13 protein-coding genes and 1 pseudogene are annotated in these 14100 nt (G+C 62.2%); 8 read left to right on the top strand and 6 right to left on the bottom strand.

From position 1 onward, the window contains the following. A pseudogene (locus MO486_RS16485) lies at window positions 1-271 on the bottom strand (peptidase M4 family protein); the annotation flags it as partial. A 447-nt stretch (window positions 272-718) separates the two neighbouring features. Between MO486_RS16485 and MO486_RS09885 the strand changes: the two are divergent. Then, entirely contained in the window at window positions 719-3622 is a 2904-nt protein-coding gene (locus MO486_RS09885; protein ID WP_242906900.1) for a winged helix-turn-helix domain-containing protein, read from the top strand. Window positions 3623-3712: 90 nt separating this feature from the next. Next, the gene (locus MO486_RS09880; protein ID WP_242906898.1) at window positions 3713-3961 is read left to right on the top strand and encodes a hypothetical protein; all 249 of its coding nucleotides are present in this window, start codon (window positions 3713-3715) and stop codon (window positions 3959-3961) included. Between the two features lie 15 nt (window positions 3962-3976). Here MO486_RS09880 and MO486_RS09875 read toward each other — a convergent pair whose 3' ends face one another. Beyond that, window positions 3977-4255, bottom strand: coding sequence for a hypothetical protein (locus MO486_RS09875; protein ID WP_242906896.1), 279 nt, complete (start codon window positions 4253-4255; stop codon window positions 3977-3979). Between the two features lie 44 nt (window positions 4256-4299). On the opposite strand from MO486_RS09875, the gene MO486_RS09870 reads away from it, so the two are divergent. The 6 genes from MO486_RS09870 (at window position 4300) to MO486_RS09845 (ending at window position 8963) form a co-directional block, all read left to right on the top strand. Continuing rightward, window positions 4300-4818 carry a hypothetical protein gene (locus MO486_RS09870; protein WP_242906893.1) on the top strand — a complete coding sequence of 173 codons (519 nt, stop codon included), beginning with the start codon at window positions 4300-4302 and terminating at the stop codon, window positions 4816-4818. A 95-nt stretch (window positions 4819-4913) separates the two neighbouring features. Beyond that, entirely contained in the window at window positions 4914-5444 is a 531-nt protein-coding gene (locus tag MO486_RS09865) for a tetratricopeptide repeat protein (protein WP_242906891.1), read from the top strand. Between the two features lie 258 nt (window positions 5445-5702). Continuing rightward, complete coding sequence (locus MO486_RS09860) at window positions 5703-6077, top strand: PadR family transcriptional regulator (RefSeq protein WP_242906889.1); 375 nt, start codon at window positions 5703-5705, stop codon at window positions 6075-6077. A 31-nt stretch (window positions 6078-6108) separates the two neighbouring features. Continuing rightward, window positions 6109-6636 carry a hypothetical protein gene (locus tag MO486_RS09855; RefSeq protein ID WP_242906886.1) on the top strand — a complete coding sequence of 176 codons (528 nt, stop codon included), beginning with the start codon at window positions 6109-6111 and terminating at the stop codon, window positions 6634-6636. 127 nt (window positions 6637-6763) lie between these two features. Then, the gene (locus tag MO486_RS09850) at window positions 6764-7930 is read left to right on the top strand and encodes a metallophosphoesterase (RefSeq protein ID WP_242906884.1); all 1167 of its coding nucleotides are present in this window, start codon (window positions 6764-6766) and stop codon (window positions 7928-7930) included. A 241-nt stretch (window positions 7931-8171) separates the two neighbouring features. Further along, a complete protein-coding gene (locus MO486_RS09845; RefSeq protein ID WP_242906882.1) occupies window positions 8172-8963 on the top strand; it encodes an arginase family protein in 792 nt (263 codons plus the stop codon). 136 nt (window positions 8964-9099) lie between these two features. Here MO486_RS09845 and MO486_RS09840 read toward each other — a convergent pair whose 3' ends face one another. The 4 genes from MO486_RS09840 to MO486_RS09825 form a co-directional block, all read right to left on the bottom strand. Beyond that, window positions 9100-10029 (bottom strand): FkbM family methyltransferase, encoded by a 930-nt coding sequence (locus MO486_RS09840; RefSeq protein WP_242906880.1) that lies wholly within the window; start codon window positions 10027-10029, stop codon window positions 9100-9102. A 222-nt stretch (window positions 10030-10251) separates the two neighbouring features. After that, the gene (locus tag MO486_RS09835) at window positions 10252-11046 is read right to left on the bottom strand and encodes an NrdJb (RefSeq protein WP_242906878.1); all 795 of its coding nucleotides are present in this window, start codon (window positions 11044-11046) and stop codon (window positions 10252-10254) included. Between the two features lie 123 nt (window positions 11047-11169). After that, window positions 11170-11634, bottom strand: a complete 465-nt coding sequence (locus MO486_RS09830; RefSeq protein WP_242906877.1) for a hypothetical protein — start codon at window positions 11632-11634, stop codon at window positions 11170-11172. A 137-nt stretch (window positions 11635-11771) separates the two neighbouring features. Further along, the gene (locus MO486_RS09825; RefSeq protein ID WP_242906873.1) at window positions 11772-13922 is read right to left on the bottom strand and encodes an adenosylcobalamin-dependent ribonucleoside-diphosphate reductase; all 2151 of its coding nucleotides are present in this window, start codon (window positions 13920-13922) and stop codon (window positions 11772-11774) included. Between the last annotated feature and the right edge of the window lie 178 nt (window positions 13923-14100).

Raw genomic sequence — 14100 nt, 5'->3', positions numbered from 1 at the left:
CGATCACCTGCTCCCCGAACACCGGGATGCCACGGAAGGTCTGCTGGTAGCGCGTATTGCGCACGCCGTGGTCGGTATGGCGGCTCTTGAGCACCAGGCGCGATTCCGGATCGAGTTGCAGCAGCTGCGCATGGCGTTCATGCGCCATCGCGGCCGCGCTGTTGGCTTTGTATTGCGCTTTGAGTTGCTGGACGTCCTGACGATGAAGATCGACGCGACCTGCCGCCGAAGCTCCGCCCGCCAACGCCAACGTGGTAGCCGCGGCTAGCACTTGAAGACGTAAATTCCTGTTCACTTTCGAGATACCCCCAAAAACAAAGTTTGATAGGCGACCGCGGACGCGGCCGAATTCATTGCTGGTGGTGCGTCCATCCTTGGACGCGGACTCTGGAAGCGACCGCTGACATCAAAAAGAGCCCCCGAAATCGGATCGCGAAATGTCGTGCAATACCTGCTGTCTGTCTGCGGCACAGGGGGGCCGGCGCCAGATGTAGTCGGTGCGCGCCCGCTGGGGCCTCTAACGAGAGATCACTTTTTTCTCATTTGCCTGGAAAAAGGTGATAGTTGTCACATCCGCGACGCGGGCTGACTCCAGGGAAGCCCCTTCCCTGCAATGTGTATGTGGTACGCAACCGAGGGGGCGTGGCAGGATGGGGATCGGGATATCAACGGCCAGCGTTGACCTGTGAAGCGCTAGAAGTACCGCCCAATGACAGAGATGCGAACCCTGCCCTGGCCAGTTGATTCACGGTACCTGCAGACCGGCGATCTCCTGGTCGACCTCTGCTATCGCCGCACCACGTGCGGAAATGTCGAAGTCGAACTGCCGCAGCGCGTGTTCGACTTGTTGCTGCTGTTGATGGCCGAGCCCCACACCCTGCACACCCGCACCGAATTGTTTGCGCGCCTGTGGCCGGACGTGATCGTCGAGGATGCCAACCTCTCCCAGAGCATGTGGCTGCTGCGCAAGGCGTTGGGGGAAGAGCGCAAGCAGTGGATCCGCACGGTTGCCAAGGGCGGCTATGTGTTCGAACCACCTGGGCCAGTCGAGTGGTTCATGGAGCCACCTGCTCCTTCCAATGCGTTGCCGCGCGCGGAAGGCATGGCGCCCGGTGCAGGCGCGAGCGAAGCATCGGAGTCGAAGGCCGCATTCAGCGATGCGGTCGCGACTGATTCCGGTCTGCCCGCCACGGAATCGAAAAAAACAGGCACCCATAGGCGAGCGGGGCGGACTCGAGCGAGCGCTTGGGCCGCGATCGCTATGGTCACCGCGGGCATCGCCATTTTCTTGGCCATCTGGTATCGCGGCGATAGGGCTGAAATCGCTGTAGCGCCCCCACCGCCGCTGGCGGTGGCATTGATCGAAGTCGAAGATCGCGCGAGTTCGATGCGCTGGCCAGTGAAACTGTTGCGTGAGTGGCTGGGCTGGAAGCTGGGAAGCCTGCCTGAAGTGACGTTGTTGACGGAGGCCGACCTTGCCGCCGATGACGGCGCGCTCTCGCCACGGATGATCCTGCTGACCTCTGGCAGTGCTCCCGACGACCCTTCACAGGTGTGGTTGCGTGCGCGCTTCCAGGACAAAGGACGGGAGCAGCGTATCGAGCTCCAAGGCTCGGTTGCGCAAGTCCCGGCCATGGTCGACAAACTGTCGCGGCAGCTGATGGAACAGCTCGTGCCCCAGCGCGCCAAACCCTGGCCACCGTTGCTCGTGGACGCGCCGGCCGCGCGTCGCTACGCCGATGCGGTGGACGCCATCGATCGGCGCGACTGGATGACCGCTGCCGCCATATGCAACGAGGTCGTCAGGCAGGCGCCGCGATTCGGCCTCGCACGCTTGGAGCTGGCGTATGCGCAATCGCAGTTGGCACAAGCCACATCAGCCGTCGAACAAATGGAGGCTGCGCGCAAACTGATGCAACCAGCACCGGCGGAGGTGACGGAGCTCATGCGCACGCGGGGCCTGGCCATGGATCCGCAGCGCCTGCCGGAAGCCGCCGAAGCATTCGGCAGACTCGCAGCACGCTACCCCAACAAGACCACTTACGCCCTCGAGCATGCCGACCTCCTGACGCAGACGGGCGAGTTGCAACAGGCCTTGAAGATCCTGTCTGCGCCCTCCTGGGGTCGGAAGCGCATGGCGATACGCATTGCGCACCTGCTCTCACTGAGCGATGTCTACAACATGCTGGGTGATCCCGAGCGCATGCGACGGACCGCGCAGGCCGCCGAACGGATGGCACGCGACGCCGGTGCCGGCTGGGAGCTGGAACGCGGCTATGCGCTGTTGCAGATCGCGAAAGCCGACAGTGCGCAGTACCAGGAGCGGGCCGACACCAAACAGTATGAAGCCGCGGCCAAGCTGTTCGAGGCGGCGGGCAATCACACTGCAGCGCTTTACACGCGATTCCTGGCCGAGCACACCAGCCCACCGGACGGCGATTCCAACGCTCGCATGGAAGCGCTGCTGACACAGGCCCGGAAAGGCGGTTACCGGAGAGTCGAGACCGTCATCCTGCAGCAGTCCGCGATGCAGCACTACGCGGCCGGAGACCTGGTGACCTATCGCAGGCGAATGGAGGAAGCCATGGTCGCGGCGCGCGACTCGCGCGACGTCCTGATGATCAAGTACCTCTCCCTGCCCTTGCTGCAAGAGGATATCGAAGGCGCTCGCTTCAGCATTGCGGATGAACGCGTCCAGCAGCTGCGTCGCATGCAGTTGCAAGGTGAAGCGAAAATGAATCTGGACTATCTCGATGCGACGCTCGATGCGATCCGTGGACGCTATCGCCACTCCGTCGCGACGATGGACCGCGCTGAACTCGAACTGGCCAAACTGCAATCAGGCCCGACGGCATCCGAGCAACAAGTCCTCCCCGCCTGCTCGCGTGCGGAACCTCGCCTGCAGCTGGGTGACCTGGCAGGCGCGCGTACCGACTGGAAACGTTGTGCAGCGTCGGGAGCGCCATATCCCCAGTTCGTCGCCATGGTAGGACGCGCCTACACCGAGTTGCTCGCGGGTGATCGCGCAGCGGCCGAGGACCTGCTGCGCCAGGGGCAAGCGGCAGCACCTGCCTTGGGGAGCACGACTTCTGAGTGGTCCGCCTCGATGGTGATCGCAGCGCTATTGACGCGTTTCGGAGACATCAGCGAATCGGACCGGCTGTACAACAAGGTCCTGCCGTCGCTGCGTGCCGTGGAATACGACTGGGCCGCGGCCAACGTCGAAACGGGCCTGGCCGAAAACGCTGCCGCCCGCGGTGACTGGATCGCAAGCCAGCAACACAGTGCCAATGCCAGACGCGATGTGCCTGCCGATGCCTGGTATCTGATCAACCGCCTCGAGATTCTCGACATCGCTACTGCCTTGGCCAGCGGCAATCGACAACGCGCCGTTTCGCTCGCCTCAAAAACCCACGCGACAGCCCAGCGCTTGGGCGATCGCCTCACCCAGATACAACTCCACAGCCTGCTGCCCGGAGAGGCCCTGGCCGACGATTGCAACCAGGCCCATCGCGACAGGATGCTTGCCAGCAGCGGCATGCGCGGCGCCACGCTGGATTGGTTGCACCTCAAGTCGACCCAAGGCATGGCGCCGCAGGTCGCGAACGCCAAGGTGCGTTAGTCGTTTGCTGTCTTGCAGGATCCCGGCAACCGGCCTACCGTCGGGGTACCGCATCCAGCCGCCTCCATGCCGGCCTACTGCGTAGCGCCCATGATGACCGAGCACGAACTGAACGCCGCCATCGCCGAACTGGAATCGGAAATGGCGCGTTTGCAGGCTACATACCAAGGCGTGTTTGAATTCGCCAACGCCTGGGCCGAACGTTACGACGCCATCATCGCCGCGACGCCGGCTCATCTGCGCCCGATTGCCGAACAGCGACTGCATCGCATCGGCATCCGCTGGGGTGTCGCGCATGGGGTGCGGATGACCGGGCAGCGTCCGGCACTGAAGGAGTGACGGGTACTCCCGGGCTCAGCCGCTCGCACCGTCCAGCCGTGCACCTTGGCGCAGATGTCTTTCATAGCGCCAGACTTGCAACGGCAAGACGCCGTCCGGCGTGTCCACCTGGCTGGTGACGATGCCGGTGCGGTGCCATCCGCATTTCTCGTAGAACCGTGCAGTCAGCGACCTGCTGCCGCAGTTGATGGCGAGCCAGCAACGACTCATCTCCGATGCAAAGGCGGCGCTCAAACGCAGGCCCTCGTCGCCAGCATCGAGCGCGCGAGGTAATGGCCTTTCCGTCGCGTTCACGCACGCTGGTGCACAGAACACATCTGTCCTGATGGATGGCGCACATGCCGAGAAAACTTGCCTGCCTGTGCCTACTCGCGCTCCTGGTCACCGGATGTCGCACCAGCCCGGTCCCGGATGAACCGCCACCGGAGGCGGCACCGCCGATCGAAGTGGCCCTCCCGCCCCCCTTCACGCCCGGCGAATTCATGATCGAAGCCGACAAGCTCGACACCTGGAACGCGGTCGGCCAGATCGCCGTGCGCACGCCCGGCGTCGAGTACGAAGGTCGCGCGCAGATGTTGGACCTCTACACCCTGCGCTACCGCGGCATGTCTTTCCTGGTACAGACCAAGTCCGTGCTGCTGTCCGACTCGATCAAGCGCACGACCACGCGGGTCACCGCGACGACGCTGGATGGCAAGCCGATCGACAGCGAACCGGTGACGGAACTGCTCGTGCTGCTTCAGGGCGAACTGGCCGCGGAGATCGAGCGGGTCAGGGCGACGCAGGCCGCGGAGGCGAAAGCGAAGGCGCTGAAGGCGAAGAAAGCAAAGCAAGCGAAGAAGAAACGGAAGAAATAACGGGGTGTGCTTCGATAACCGCGCTGCGGTCGTTAGACTTGATCCGCACCGCGTCGAACGCGCGCCGTTCATGCATTTCACAAGGGGGAGCCTTCATGAAAGTACATATGACCGCGGCGGTAGCCGCGATCCTGTTTGTCGCCGGCATCGGCGTCGGCTATGGCGCAAAACAACGGCCTACGCCCCTGACTTACCAGGACAAGGCACCGCAGGACGCCGCCAAGGCGCTCCTGGAGATCGCGCTCGCGCAGTCCGGCAAGAACGGGAGCTGGGAGCGCATCGGTGCCGGCCGGGTCTATTACCTGGGTGGCCTCAAGGCTGAGGGCCAGGCCATCTTCGATGCAATCCTCGCCGACAAGCACGAGTACAGCGACCTCTACCGCATCGCCCGTGTGTACGCCGAGGCCGGCGAGTGGGACAAGGCGAAGCCGCTGTTCGATCGCTTCGTCGCCGCCAACCCCAGCGACGCCAAGGGCCTCGCGGAAGTGGGCGCGTACTACCTGCTGCACGGCGACCGCGCCACCGCCGAAACCATGTTCCGCCACGCGCTCGCCATCGAAGACCTCGACCCGTGGATGACCGAGCACATGGCCGGCGCTTACCTGGGCGTGAAGCCGCAGGAGTAGTGATTGCGTGCGGAACAAAAAAGGCCGGCTTGGTGCCGGCTTTTTTGTTGCTTGTTGTTGCTTGCTCACTGCATCACACAGAACAAAGTCGGTAACTAGTAGCTCCCTAGTTACCTCCGTCCCCTGATCTGGCCGTCGTCGGGTTCCAGGTCCCGGCGCTCGGCTCACCGATCCGGAAGCGCGAAGCACTTGACAGCCATAACAATGCAATACATCATACTTTGTATTGCAAAGTACGCTGTATGGCAAGATGATTACATGAACAATGAAGATCTCCAGGAAAAGTGGCAAGTCCAGCTGCGGAAAGGTGCGCTCGAGCTGGTGATTCTGGCTGCCTTGCGCGACCGCCCTGTCTATGGCTTGGCCCTGCTGCGTCATTTGCAGCGCTTTCCCACGACCGCGATTACGGAAGGCACGCTGTATCCGTTGTTGGACCGCCTCAAGCGCGACGAGCTGGTGGACGCCCACTGGGTACAGGAGGGCGAGAGCCGGCCCCGCAAGTACTACCAACTCACCGCCAAGGGCAAACGCAAGCTCGCCACCCTCGCCCTGTCCTGGCAGCAGTCGGTCACCGACATCAACGCCTTGCTGGCCATGACGGCCGAGTCCGAACTGACCACCGAAGGAAGCTGACATGATTTCGCGTCATCCAATCCGCGCGTACATGCGCACGCTGGCCTCGCACCTGGGCAAGCTGGAAAGAGCCAACGCCGAAGAAGTGGTTCGGGAAATCGAAAGCCATCTCCACGAAGTCGTGGACCAGGCCGAAGCGCGTGGCGAAGACCTCGACGTCGCCGCGTTGCTGCAAGGCTTCGGGCCGCCGGAGGCGCTGGCGGCGCAGTACGTGGCCCACATCCAGGCCGGCGCGCCGCCGCCTGCGGGCTTCCGCGTCATCCATCGCGTCAAACAGACGGTGACCCGCGGGTTGTATTACTCGATGGGGGCGTTCGGCTACTCCGTCGCCATCGCCTTCCTGTTGTTAGCGCTGGCGAAACTGATTGAGCCGGCGTCGGTCGGCATGTGGTCGGTGGCCGGCGGCACTTCCATCACGATCAGCTGGTCAGGTTCACCCCATCCGGATGCCCGGGAACTGCTGGGCTACGGGCTGATCCCGCTGGCTTTGGCCGCCGCCGCGTGGTGCGCCGAAGTGACGCGACGAGTATTGCGAGTTCTGCGGCGCGGTCTTCCCTAAGAAGCCCACTTCTGAGGGAGGCGCGCCCCTTCCCTCCAAAAACTACGAGCACTGTGAGGCGGCCACCACGGCTGTCGGGCCTTGCTCGTCCTCAAAAACTGCTCGCCCTCAAAAACGAGTGTCCATCATGAAAACCGTATTCACGTACTTCTGGCATTTCCTGGTTGTGCTGCTGGCGTTTGCGGTCGTCGCCGTGGGCGTCGGAGTGTGGCAAGGCGCCGATTTCTACTACGGCGACAGCGTGACCGCCTACTCGGTGGGCGACGAAGGCCCGCATGTGTTCCAACGCGGCGACCAATGGGTGGTGCAAACGTTGCGCGGCCATCGCGATGGCGGCTTCTGGGTCGAAGAGCGTCGCCACGCGCTGACGGAAACCTTCCCGCTCGAAGTCACTTTTCCACTGGACAACAGCCGTTTCGCCGTACGGGCAAGCGCAGAGTTTGCCGCACCGCCCACGCGCACTCAGGATGGTCAGCCGATCGTTGCCATCTCGGACATCGAAGGCAACTACAAGGCCTTCCGCGATTTCCTGATCAACGCCAAGGTGATCGACACCAATCTCAACTGGATCTTTGGCAAAGGCCACCTGGTGCTGGTCGGCGATTTTGTCGACCGCGGCCCCTCCGTCACCCAAGTGCTGTGGTTCATCTACCGATTGGAGCAAAGCGCCAAGCAACAGGGCGGCCAGGTGCACTACATCCTGGGCAACCACGAGATTAAGAACCTGCAAGGCAACTTCGAGGCGGCACATGGGATCTATACCAATGTCGCGGCCATTCTCGGCAGGCACCAGGCCGAACTCTTCGGTCACGTCGCCTTCCTGGGGCGCTGGCTGTCGAGCAAGAACACCGTCGAAGTGATCAACGGCATCCTGTTCGTCCATGGCGGTTTGCACCCGAAGCTCGCCGAACTGCCCTACACCCTGGACGACCTCAATCAGATCGTGCGCGCCCAGTATCGACAGCGGTGGTATCCAAGGCGCAACGCGGGTGACGAAGACCTACTGCTCAGCCCCCGGACGGGACCCTCCTGGTATCGCGGCTACTTCAAGGAGGACCTGACGCAAAGGCAAGTGGTAAACACGCTGGCCAAATTCGATGCCACTGCCGTCGTCGTCGGTCACACGCTGAATTCACGCGTGAAGGCATTGTTTGACAACAAGGTCTTTGCCATCGACGTCAAACACCCGTGGGACTATCGCGTCGGCCTTCTACCACGCCGTTCGGAAGGCATGTGGCTGCATGGCGACAACGCGTGGCGTGTTCTGCAGGATGGGAGTCGCGTCAAGTTGTGAGTGGTGCTCGCAAGAGCTGCTTCGAACCTCAAAGCTTGCGATTTCCAGATTGGGGGACGGGGTAGTTAACAGCCTCAACTAGATTGGAGGACGGAAGCAATTATGTAGCTCCTAATTACCTCCGTCCCCTTTGTTGGTCTCTTTGTTGCTGGTCTCCGCTAGGATGATTTGTGCCAGGTCATCAGGCCGGACAGACGATGGCATCATCGACAAAATTGCGATCGGAAAGGAGCGCGAGACCATGCCGTTCGACCTCAGCCTCTCCTACCCACAATGGCAAGGATCGGGCCGGCACCAGAACCTCCCACGCGGTGCTTCAGCGGCGGCTGCGGTCTGCGGACAGTACGCGCCGCTGGTCCGGGTGCCACTGGGCGACAACAATGCGGATGACGCTCACGGCGTCCGCCGCTGGGAAGCGATCTTTGCGCAGTTCCGCAGTGCCCAGGACATGCTCGCGCGCTCCGGTGCCAGACGCATCCTGACCGCCGGTGGCGATTGCGCCGTGGATGTCGCGGTGATCGATTATCTAAACGACATGCATCCAGACCTCCGCGTGATCTGGATCGATGCCCATCTCGACGCCAACACGACCCAGACTTCCCCCAGTGGCAACTTCCATGGCATGCCGGTAAGCGCGATCCTGGGGCGTGCACCCGAGCCGATGCGCCCCTTCCTTGGTACGCCGTTTGATCCGGCCCGCTTCCACTATTTTGGCATCCGTGTTGGCGATGACGGCGACTGGGCACTGCAGCGCGAGCTGGATTTGAAACTGCTGGATCCGCAGGCAATCATCGGTGGGCCTGTGCACATCCATTTCGACCTGGACGTGCTCGATCCGCGCGAATTTCCTTACGTCGCATATCCCGATGGCGATCTCGGGGTCGAAGATGCGATCGCGTTGGTCGGCCGTATCGCGCGCGAAGCCGACCTAGTCGGCCTTACTGTGACCGAATTTGCTCCGTCCGATGACAATGAGGCCCACGAAGGCAGCCAAGTGATTGCGAGGCTCTGCGAGGCAGCCATCGATCCATGAAGCGCGGACCAGCTCTTGTACAGATGGGCGCTTCGTAGCCGCAAGGAAGTTGCGGTGCGGTGAGTGCAGTGGCCAGTTTCGCTCGCGTCTGGGCCTCAGTTTGTATTGATGTCTGCTTCGGGTCGGAAGCGGTCGCTCAGTCGAGTAGCAGACTGGCACTCCCTGAAGTCGGGGCAGGTCGGCGTTCGACCGTCTCTGTCACTGTCTGGCTTTGAGTTCTGCCGCCCGGCCCCTTGGTCTCCACTTTGGTCACTTTGGTTCGCCTTCGTATATTCCCGGCGAGGTCCGTGTCGATAGTGACCGAAATGGTCCCAGATACATCTTCCTTCGCCCGCTCGCGAAGTGCCCCGTCCAGCGTCACTGGCTCCTGCATCATCTCCCCGACGGCGACATCGGATTCGGCGCGAGCGCGACGGACTGCGTCAGGGTCGATCTCCAATGCGACAGCAAACGTCGCACCGTCTGGTCCGGTCGATTTTCTCGTCAACATTCCGGGGCCTCTTGCCTCAGCTTCCTGGTAAGAGGCTCCCTCCCGGATGCCAGTGGATCTCAGATCGAACGGTTCAACCGCCTTGATCACCGACTCCGGGTCGCATTCGATGCGAAACGCATTCCACGTGAAAATCCATCGCCCACAAGCGGCACGAGTCCATCCGGCGGCCTTGAGCCAACCCTCGATTCGCGCTTCGAGTTCGGGGCGGTTGAGCAACTGCATCGATCCGTTGGTCGGCCTGAAAACACGCACCGGAAACTGCCAGCTGCGCGCTCTGTCTTCTGCTGTGGCTTCTTTCGGGAGATCGAATTCCAGCTCCAAACCGCCTTCGCGCACTCCGATCACGCGCTCGATAATGGTATCTCGACCACTAGAGCTTCCCGATGAGCCATCACTGGTCTGCTCGGAGGTCTCGTATCTCTTGCTGATTTCGTATTCCTCGCCGACTTTCGGCGCGGCGTGCAGTGACTCGCTGCGTGCAGCGTTGGCCAGCAAGAGCAGCGCCGCAATCGTGGCCATGAACAGCATCACCTGCGAAATGATGTGCACCTGGCGCTCGTTGGATTTGTCCATTTATCCAGATTACTCAAACAAGGGGTTGAATGTCCGCAATGGGTCGTTAGCGGCCACTCGCCAACTCACCGTGCTGGCTTTCTGAGCTATGCGGCCAAATAAAAGGGCCCCGAGGGGCCCTTTTAGACTTCTAAGCAAACCAACCTCATGGTCAGAAATCCAAGCTTTTGCCTGCCCGGACACAACTGACTGAGTGACGGCAGCATCAATCGCGGACCGCATTTATCCGCACTTCGAATACCCACAATTCAAACAAGTCGCACACCCATCCATGATCACCACGGCCTTGGTGCTGCACTTGTGGCACATGGTCGCGGACGGCGGGAAGCTCGCGCCGTCGCCGGTGACTTCGATGTCTTCAGGGCGTGCTTCGGCGGCGGGCCGGGCCATCGCGCCGCCGAGGTCGGGGCTTATGTCAGAGTTTTTTTTTGAGCGCTCCTCAAAGGCGCGGCGCTTCTCGGCGATCAGCGCGCGACGCTCGGCACTCATTTCCGGATCGTGGATCATGCCGATCGACTTGAGGTGGTCCTCGACGATGCTGCCGAGTTCGGCGACCAGCGACGGCATGTACACGCCACCGGCCTTGAAGTAGCCGCCCTTGGGATCGAACACCGCCTTCATCTCCTCCACCAGGAAGGTGACGTCGCCGCCCTTGCGGAACACTGCGGACATGATGCGGGTCAGCGCGACGATCCACTGGAAGTGGTCCATCGACTTGGAGTTGATGAAGATCTCGAACGGGCGGCGCTGCTCGTGCTCGCTGCCGGCGTTGAGGACGATGTCGTTGATGGTCACGTACATCGCGTGCTCGACCAGCGGCGACTTGATCTTGTAGGTGGAACCGATCAGCACTTCCGGGCGCTCGATGCGCTCGTGCATCTGGATCACGTCGGCCACGGGCAGGACAGCCTCGGCGACAGCGCGCGACACGGATTCGGCTTTCGCCGCGTCCTTGGCCTTGTCTTCCGGGGTGACGACGGCGTAGCCCTTGATTTTCTTGTCGATCTTGACGGCCATGACGAATCCTAAAAAAAGCGTGATCTGAAGTAGTGCGGGTGATGCAGATTGCGGTAATCGGGCTCTAACAAAGCTGTTCTATCAAAAGCCGCCGCGCCGGATGCGACGCGGCGGCGGTCTTGCTTACTTGCGGCGTGCGGCCTTCTTGACGGCCTTCTTCGCCGGACGGCGCTTGGCGACTTTCTTGGTCGCTTTTTTCGCTGCCTTCTTCGTCGCTTTCTTCGCCGGTGCCTTCTTGGCGATCTTCTTCACTGCTTTCTTCACCGCCTTCTTGGCCGAAGCCTTCTTCGCGGCGACTTTCTTGCCGGCTTTCTTCACCGCTTTCTTGGCTGCGGTCTTCTTGCCGGTGACCTTGCGCTTCAGCGCGGTGGCTTCCTTCTTGGCAGCGGCGCTGGCGGTGGCGAGTTTCTTCTTCGCCTTGCCGACCGCTTTCTTCGCCGCTTTCTTGGCGCTGCTCGCGGCCTTCTTGGCACCACTGACAGCCTTGCCGGCGCGCTTCTTGACCGCGCTACCGACTTCCTGTGCCTTCTCGACCACTGCTTCTGCGGCGTTGGAAAGGGTCGCCGTCACCCCGTTACCGTTGCTCATTGAAGCCCTCCTCGTATGGGCATGCTGATTCGAACAGCCTGCTGGCAGACAACCCGCTTTCAAACGAAAAACGATATGTGGTGGAACAACGCGATCCTATACCCGCACGCTGCGTGATGGCAGTGTGCGGGCCGCCATCAGAACTTGCCGTAGTAGCCTTCCTTCAACGCATCGAACAGATTGGCGGCGGTGTGCATCTCGCCGTCGTACTCGATCTGTTCGTTGCCCTTGACCTCGACCACGCTGCCGTCTTCCAGCTCGAAGCGGTACAGGGTGTTTTCCAGATCCGCTTCCTTGACCAGCACGCCCTGGAAGGCGGCCGGATTGAAGCGGAACGTGGTGCAGCCCTTCAGGCCCTGCTGGTGGGCGTAGCGGTAGATGTCCTTGAAGTCCTCGTACGGGTAATCCGTCGGGACGTTGGCGGTCTTGGAGATCGACGAGTCGACCCACTTCTGCGCCGCGGCCTGCACGTCGACGTGCTCCTTCGGCGTGATGTCGTCGGCCGAGATGAAGTAGTCGGGCAGCCTGGCGTCGGCGTCTTCGGCGAACGGCACCGCCTTCGGGTTGACCAGTTCGCGGTAGGCGAGCAGCTCGTACGACCAGACGTCGACCTTTTCCTTCGACTTCTTGCCTTCGCGGATCACGTTGCGGCTGTAGTGGTGCGCGAACGAGGGCTCGATGCCGTTGGAGGCGTTGTTGGCCAGCGACAGCGAGATGGTGCCGGTCGGGGCGATCGAGCTGTGGTGGGTGAAGCGCGCGCCGACTTCGGCGAGTTCCTCGACCAGCTCCGGCGCGACTTCCGCCACGCGCTGCATGTAGCGCGAGTACTTGGCGTGCAGGACCTTGCCTTCGATCTCCTGGCCGATCTTCCAGCCGTCCTTCACCATTTCCGGACGCTTGCGCAGCATCTCGGCAGTGACCGCGAAGCGCTCTTCCATGATCGGCGCGGCGCCTTTTTCCTTGGCCAGCGACAGGCCCATTTCCCAGCCGGCCACGGCCATGTCGCGGGCGATGCGCTCGGTGAATTCGCACGATTCCTTGGAGCCGTACTTCATCTGCAGCATGGTCACGGTCGAACCCAGGCCGAGGAAGCCCATGCCGTGGCGGCGCTTGCGCGCGATCTCGTCGCGCTGCTGCTGCAACGGCAGGCCATTCACTTCGACCACGTTGTCGAGCATGCGGGTGAACACGCGCACGACTTCCTTGTATTCCTCCCAGTCGAAGCTCGCCTCATCGGTAAAAGGTTTACGCACGAACTTGGTGAGGTTGACCGAGCCGAGCAGGCACGCGCCGTACGGCGGCAGTGGCTGCTCGCCGCAGGGATTGGTCGCGCGGATGGTTTCGCACCACCAGTTGTTGTTCATCTCGTTGACGCGGTCGATCAGGATGAAACCCGGCTCGGCGTAGTCGTACGTCGAGACCATGATCATGTCCCACAGGTGCCGCGCGCGGATGTGACCGTAGATGCGGCAGGCGACGAGGCCGTCGTCGCGGGTGACGTAGTTCTTGTGGGTGGGCCACTCCCGCCAGATGATCTGCTCGGCGTCGGCGAGGTTGATGTCGCCCGACTCCTTGATGTTGACCGGGAACACCAGCGGCCAATCGGCGTCATTGGCGACCGCTTCCATGAAACCGTCGGTGATCAGCAGCGACAGGTTGAACTGGCGCAGGCGGCCGTCTTCGCGCTTGGCGCGGATGAAATCCTTCACGTCCGGATGCGAGACGTCGAACGTGCCCATCTGCGCACCGCGACGGCCACCGGCCGACGACACGGTGAAACACATCTTGTCGTAGATATCCATGAACGACATCGGGCCCGACGTGTACGCGCCGGCGCCGGCGACGAACGCACCGCGCGGACGCAGCGTCGAGAATTCGTAGCCGATGCCGCAGCCGGCCTTCAGCGTGAGGCCGGCCTCATGGACCTTGTCGAGGATGCCGTCCATCGAATCCTCGATGGTGCCGGACACGGTGCAGTTGATCGTCGAGGTCGCCGGCTTGTGCTCGAGTGCGCCGGCGTTGCTGGTGATGCGGCCGGCGGGAATGGCACCGCGGCGCAGCGCCCAGACGAAGCGTTCGTTCCAGTACTTCTGCTTCTCGGGAGTCGGCTCGGCTTCGGCGAGGGCTTTGGCGACACGTTGGTAGGTGCCGTCGATGTCGGCGTCGATCGCCTCGCCGGACTTGGTCTTCAGCCGGTATTTCTTGTCCCAGATGTCGGCCGAGGCCGGCTGCATGGGGATCTCTTGCTCGTTCACTGTCTTGACCGCCTCGAGGCGCACCGTGCTCATGCTGCTCTCATCTCCGTTTGTTCGTGGCTCGGGTCGGTGCCCGCGCCTTAGTTGTTCTGGTTTTCATGCTGCGGCCCGGCCAATGACGATGGCGGCAAGCCCCGCGACCGCGGGATCGAGTCCGCGTCGCGTTCACTGCTGGTTTTCGTGGCCTCTGGCGGTGCCTGCCCCCGTTATG

Origin of the sequence: Lysobacter sp. CFH 32150 (genome assembly GCF_022758295.1) — a bacterium.
GTDB lineage: Bacteria > Pseudomonadota > Gammaproteobacteria > Xanthomonadales > Xanthomonadaceae > CFH-32150.
The sequence above is the reverse complement of the archived record's forward strand: the minus strand, read 5'-3'. Positions and strand labels throughout refer to the sequence as shown.

Bases quoted from the DNA above. Each gene is read 5' to 3' on its own strand.
- MO486_RS09825 (WP_242906873.1), bottom strand. From the start codon at position 13,922: ATGAGCACGGTGCGCCTCGAGGCGGTCAAGACAGTGAACGAGCAAGAG.
- MO486_RS09845 (WP_242906882.1), top strand. From the start codon at position 8,172: ATGCCGTTCGACCTCAGCCTCTCCTACCCACAATGGCAAGGATCGGGC.
- MO486_RS09865 (WP_242906891.1), top strand. From the start codon at position 4,914: ATGAAAGTACATATGACCGCGGCGGTAGCCGCGATCCTGTTTGTCGCC.
- MO486_RS09850 (WP_242906884.1), top strand. From the start codon at position 6,764: ATGAAAACCGTATTCACGTACTTCTGGCATTTCCTGGTTGTGCTGCTG.
- MO486_RS09885 (WP_242906900.1), top strand. From the start codon at position 719: ATGCGAACCCTGCCCTGGCCAGTTGATTCACGGTACCTGCAGACCGGC.
- MO486_RS09835 (WP_242906878.1), bottom strand. From the start codon at position 11,046: ATGGCCGTCAAGATCGACAAGAAAATCAAGGGCTACGCCGTCGTCACC.
- MO486_RS09830 (WP_242906877.1), bottom strand. From the start codon at position 11,634: ATGAGCAACGGTAACGGGGTGACGGCGACCCTTTCCAACGCCGCAGAA.
- MO486_RS09870 (WP_242906893.1), top strand. From the start codon at position 4,300: ATGCCGAGAAAACTTGCCTGCCTGTGCCTACTCGCGCTCCTGGTCACC.
- MO486_RS09860 (WP_242906889.1), top strand. From the start codon at position 5,703: ATGAACAATGAAGATCTCCAGGAAAAGTGGCAAGTCCAGCTGCGGAAA.
- MO486_RS09840 (WP_242906880.1), bottom strand. From the start codon at position 10,029: ATGGACAAATCCAACGAGCGCCAGGTGCACATCATTTCGCAGGTGATG.
- MO486_RS09855 (WP_242906886.1), top strand. From the start codon at position 6,109: ATGCGCACGCTGGCCTCGCACCTGGGCAAGCTGGAAAGAGCCAACGCC.
- MO486_RS09880 (WP_242906898.1), top strand. From the start codon at position 3,713: ATGATGACCGAGCACGAACTGAACGCCGCCATCGCCGAACTGGAATCG.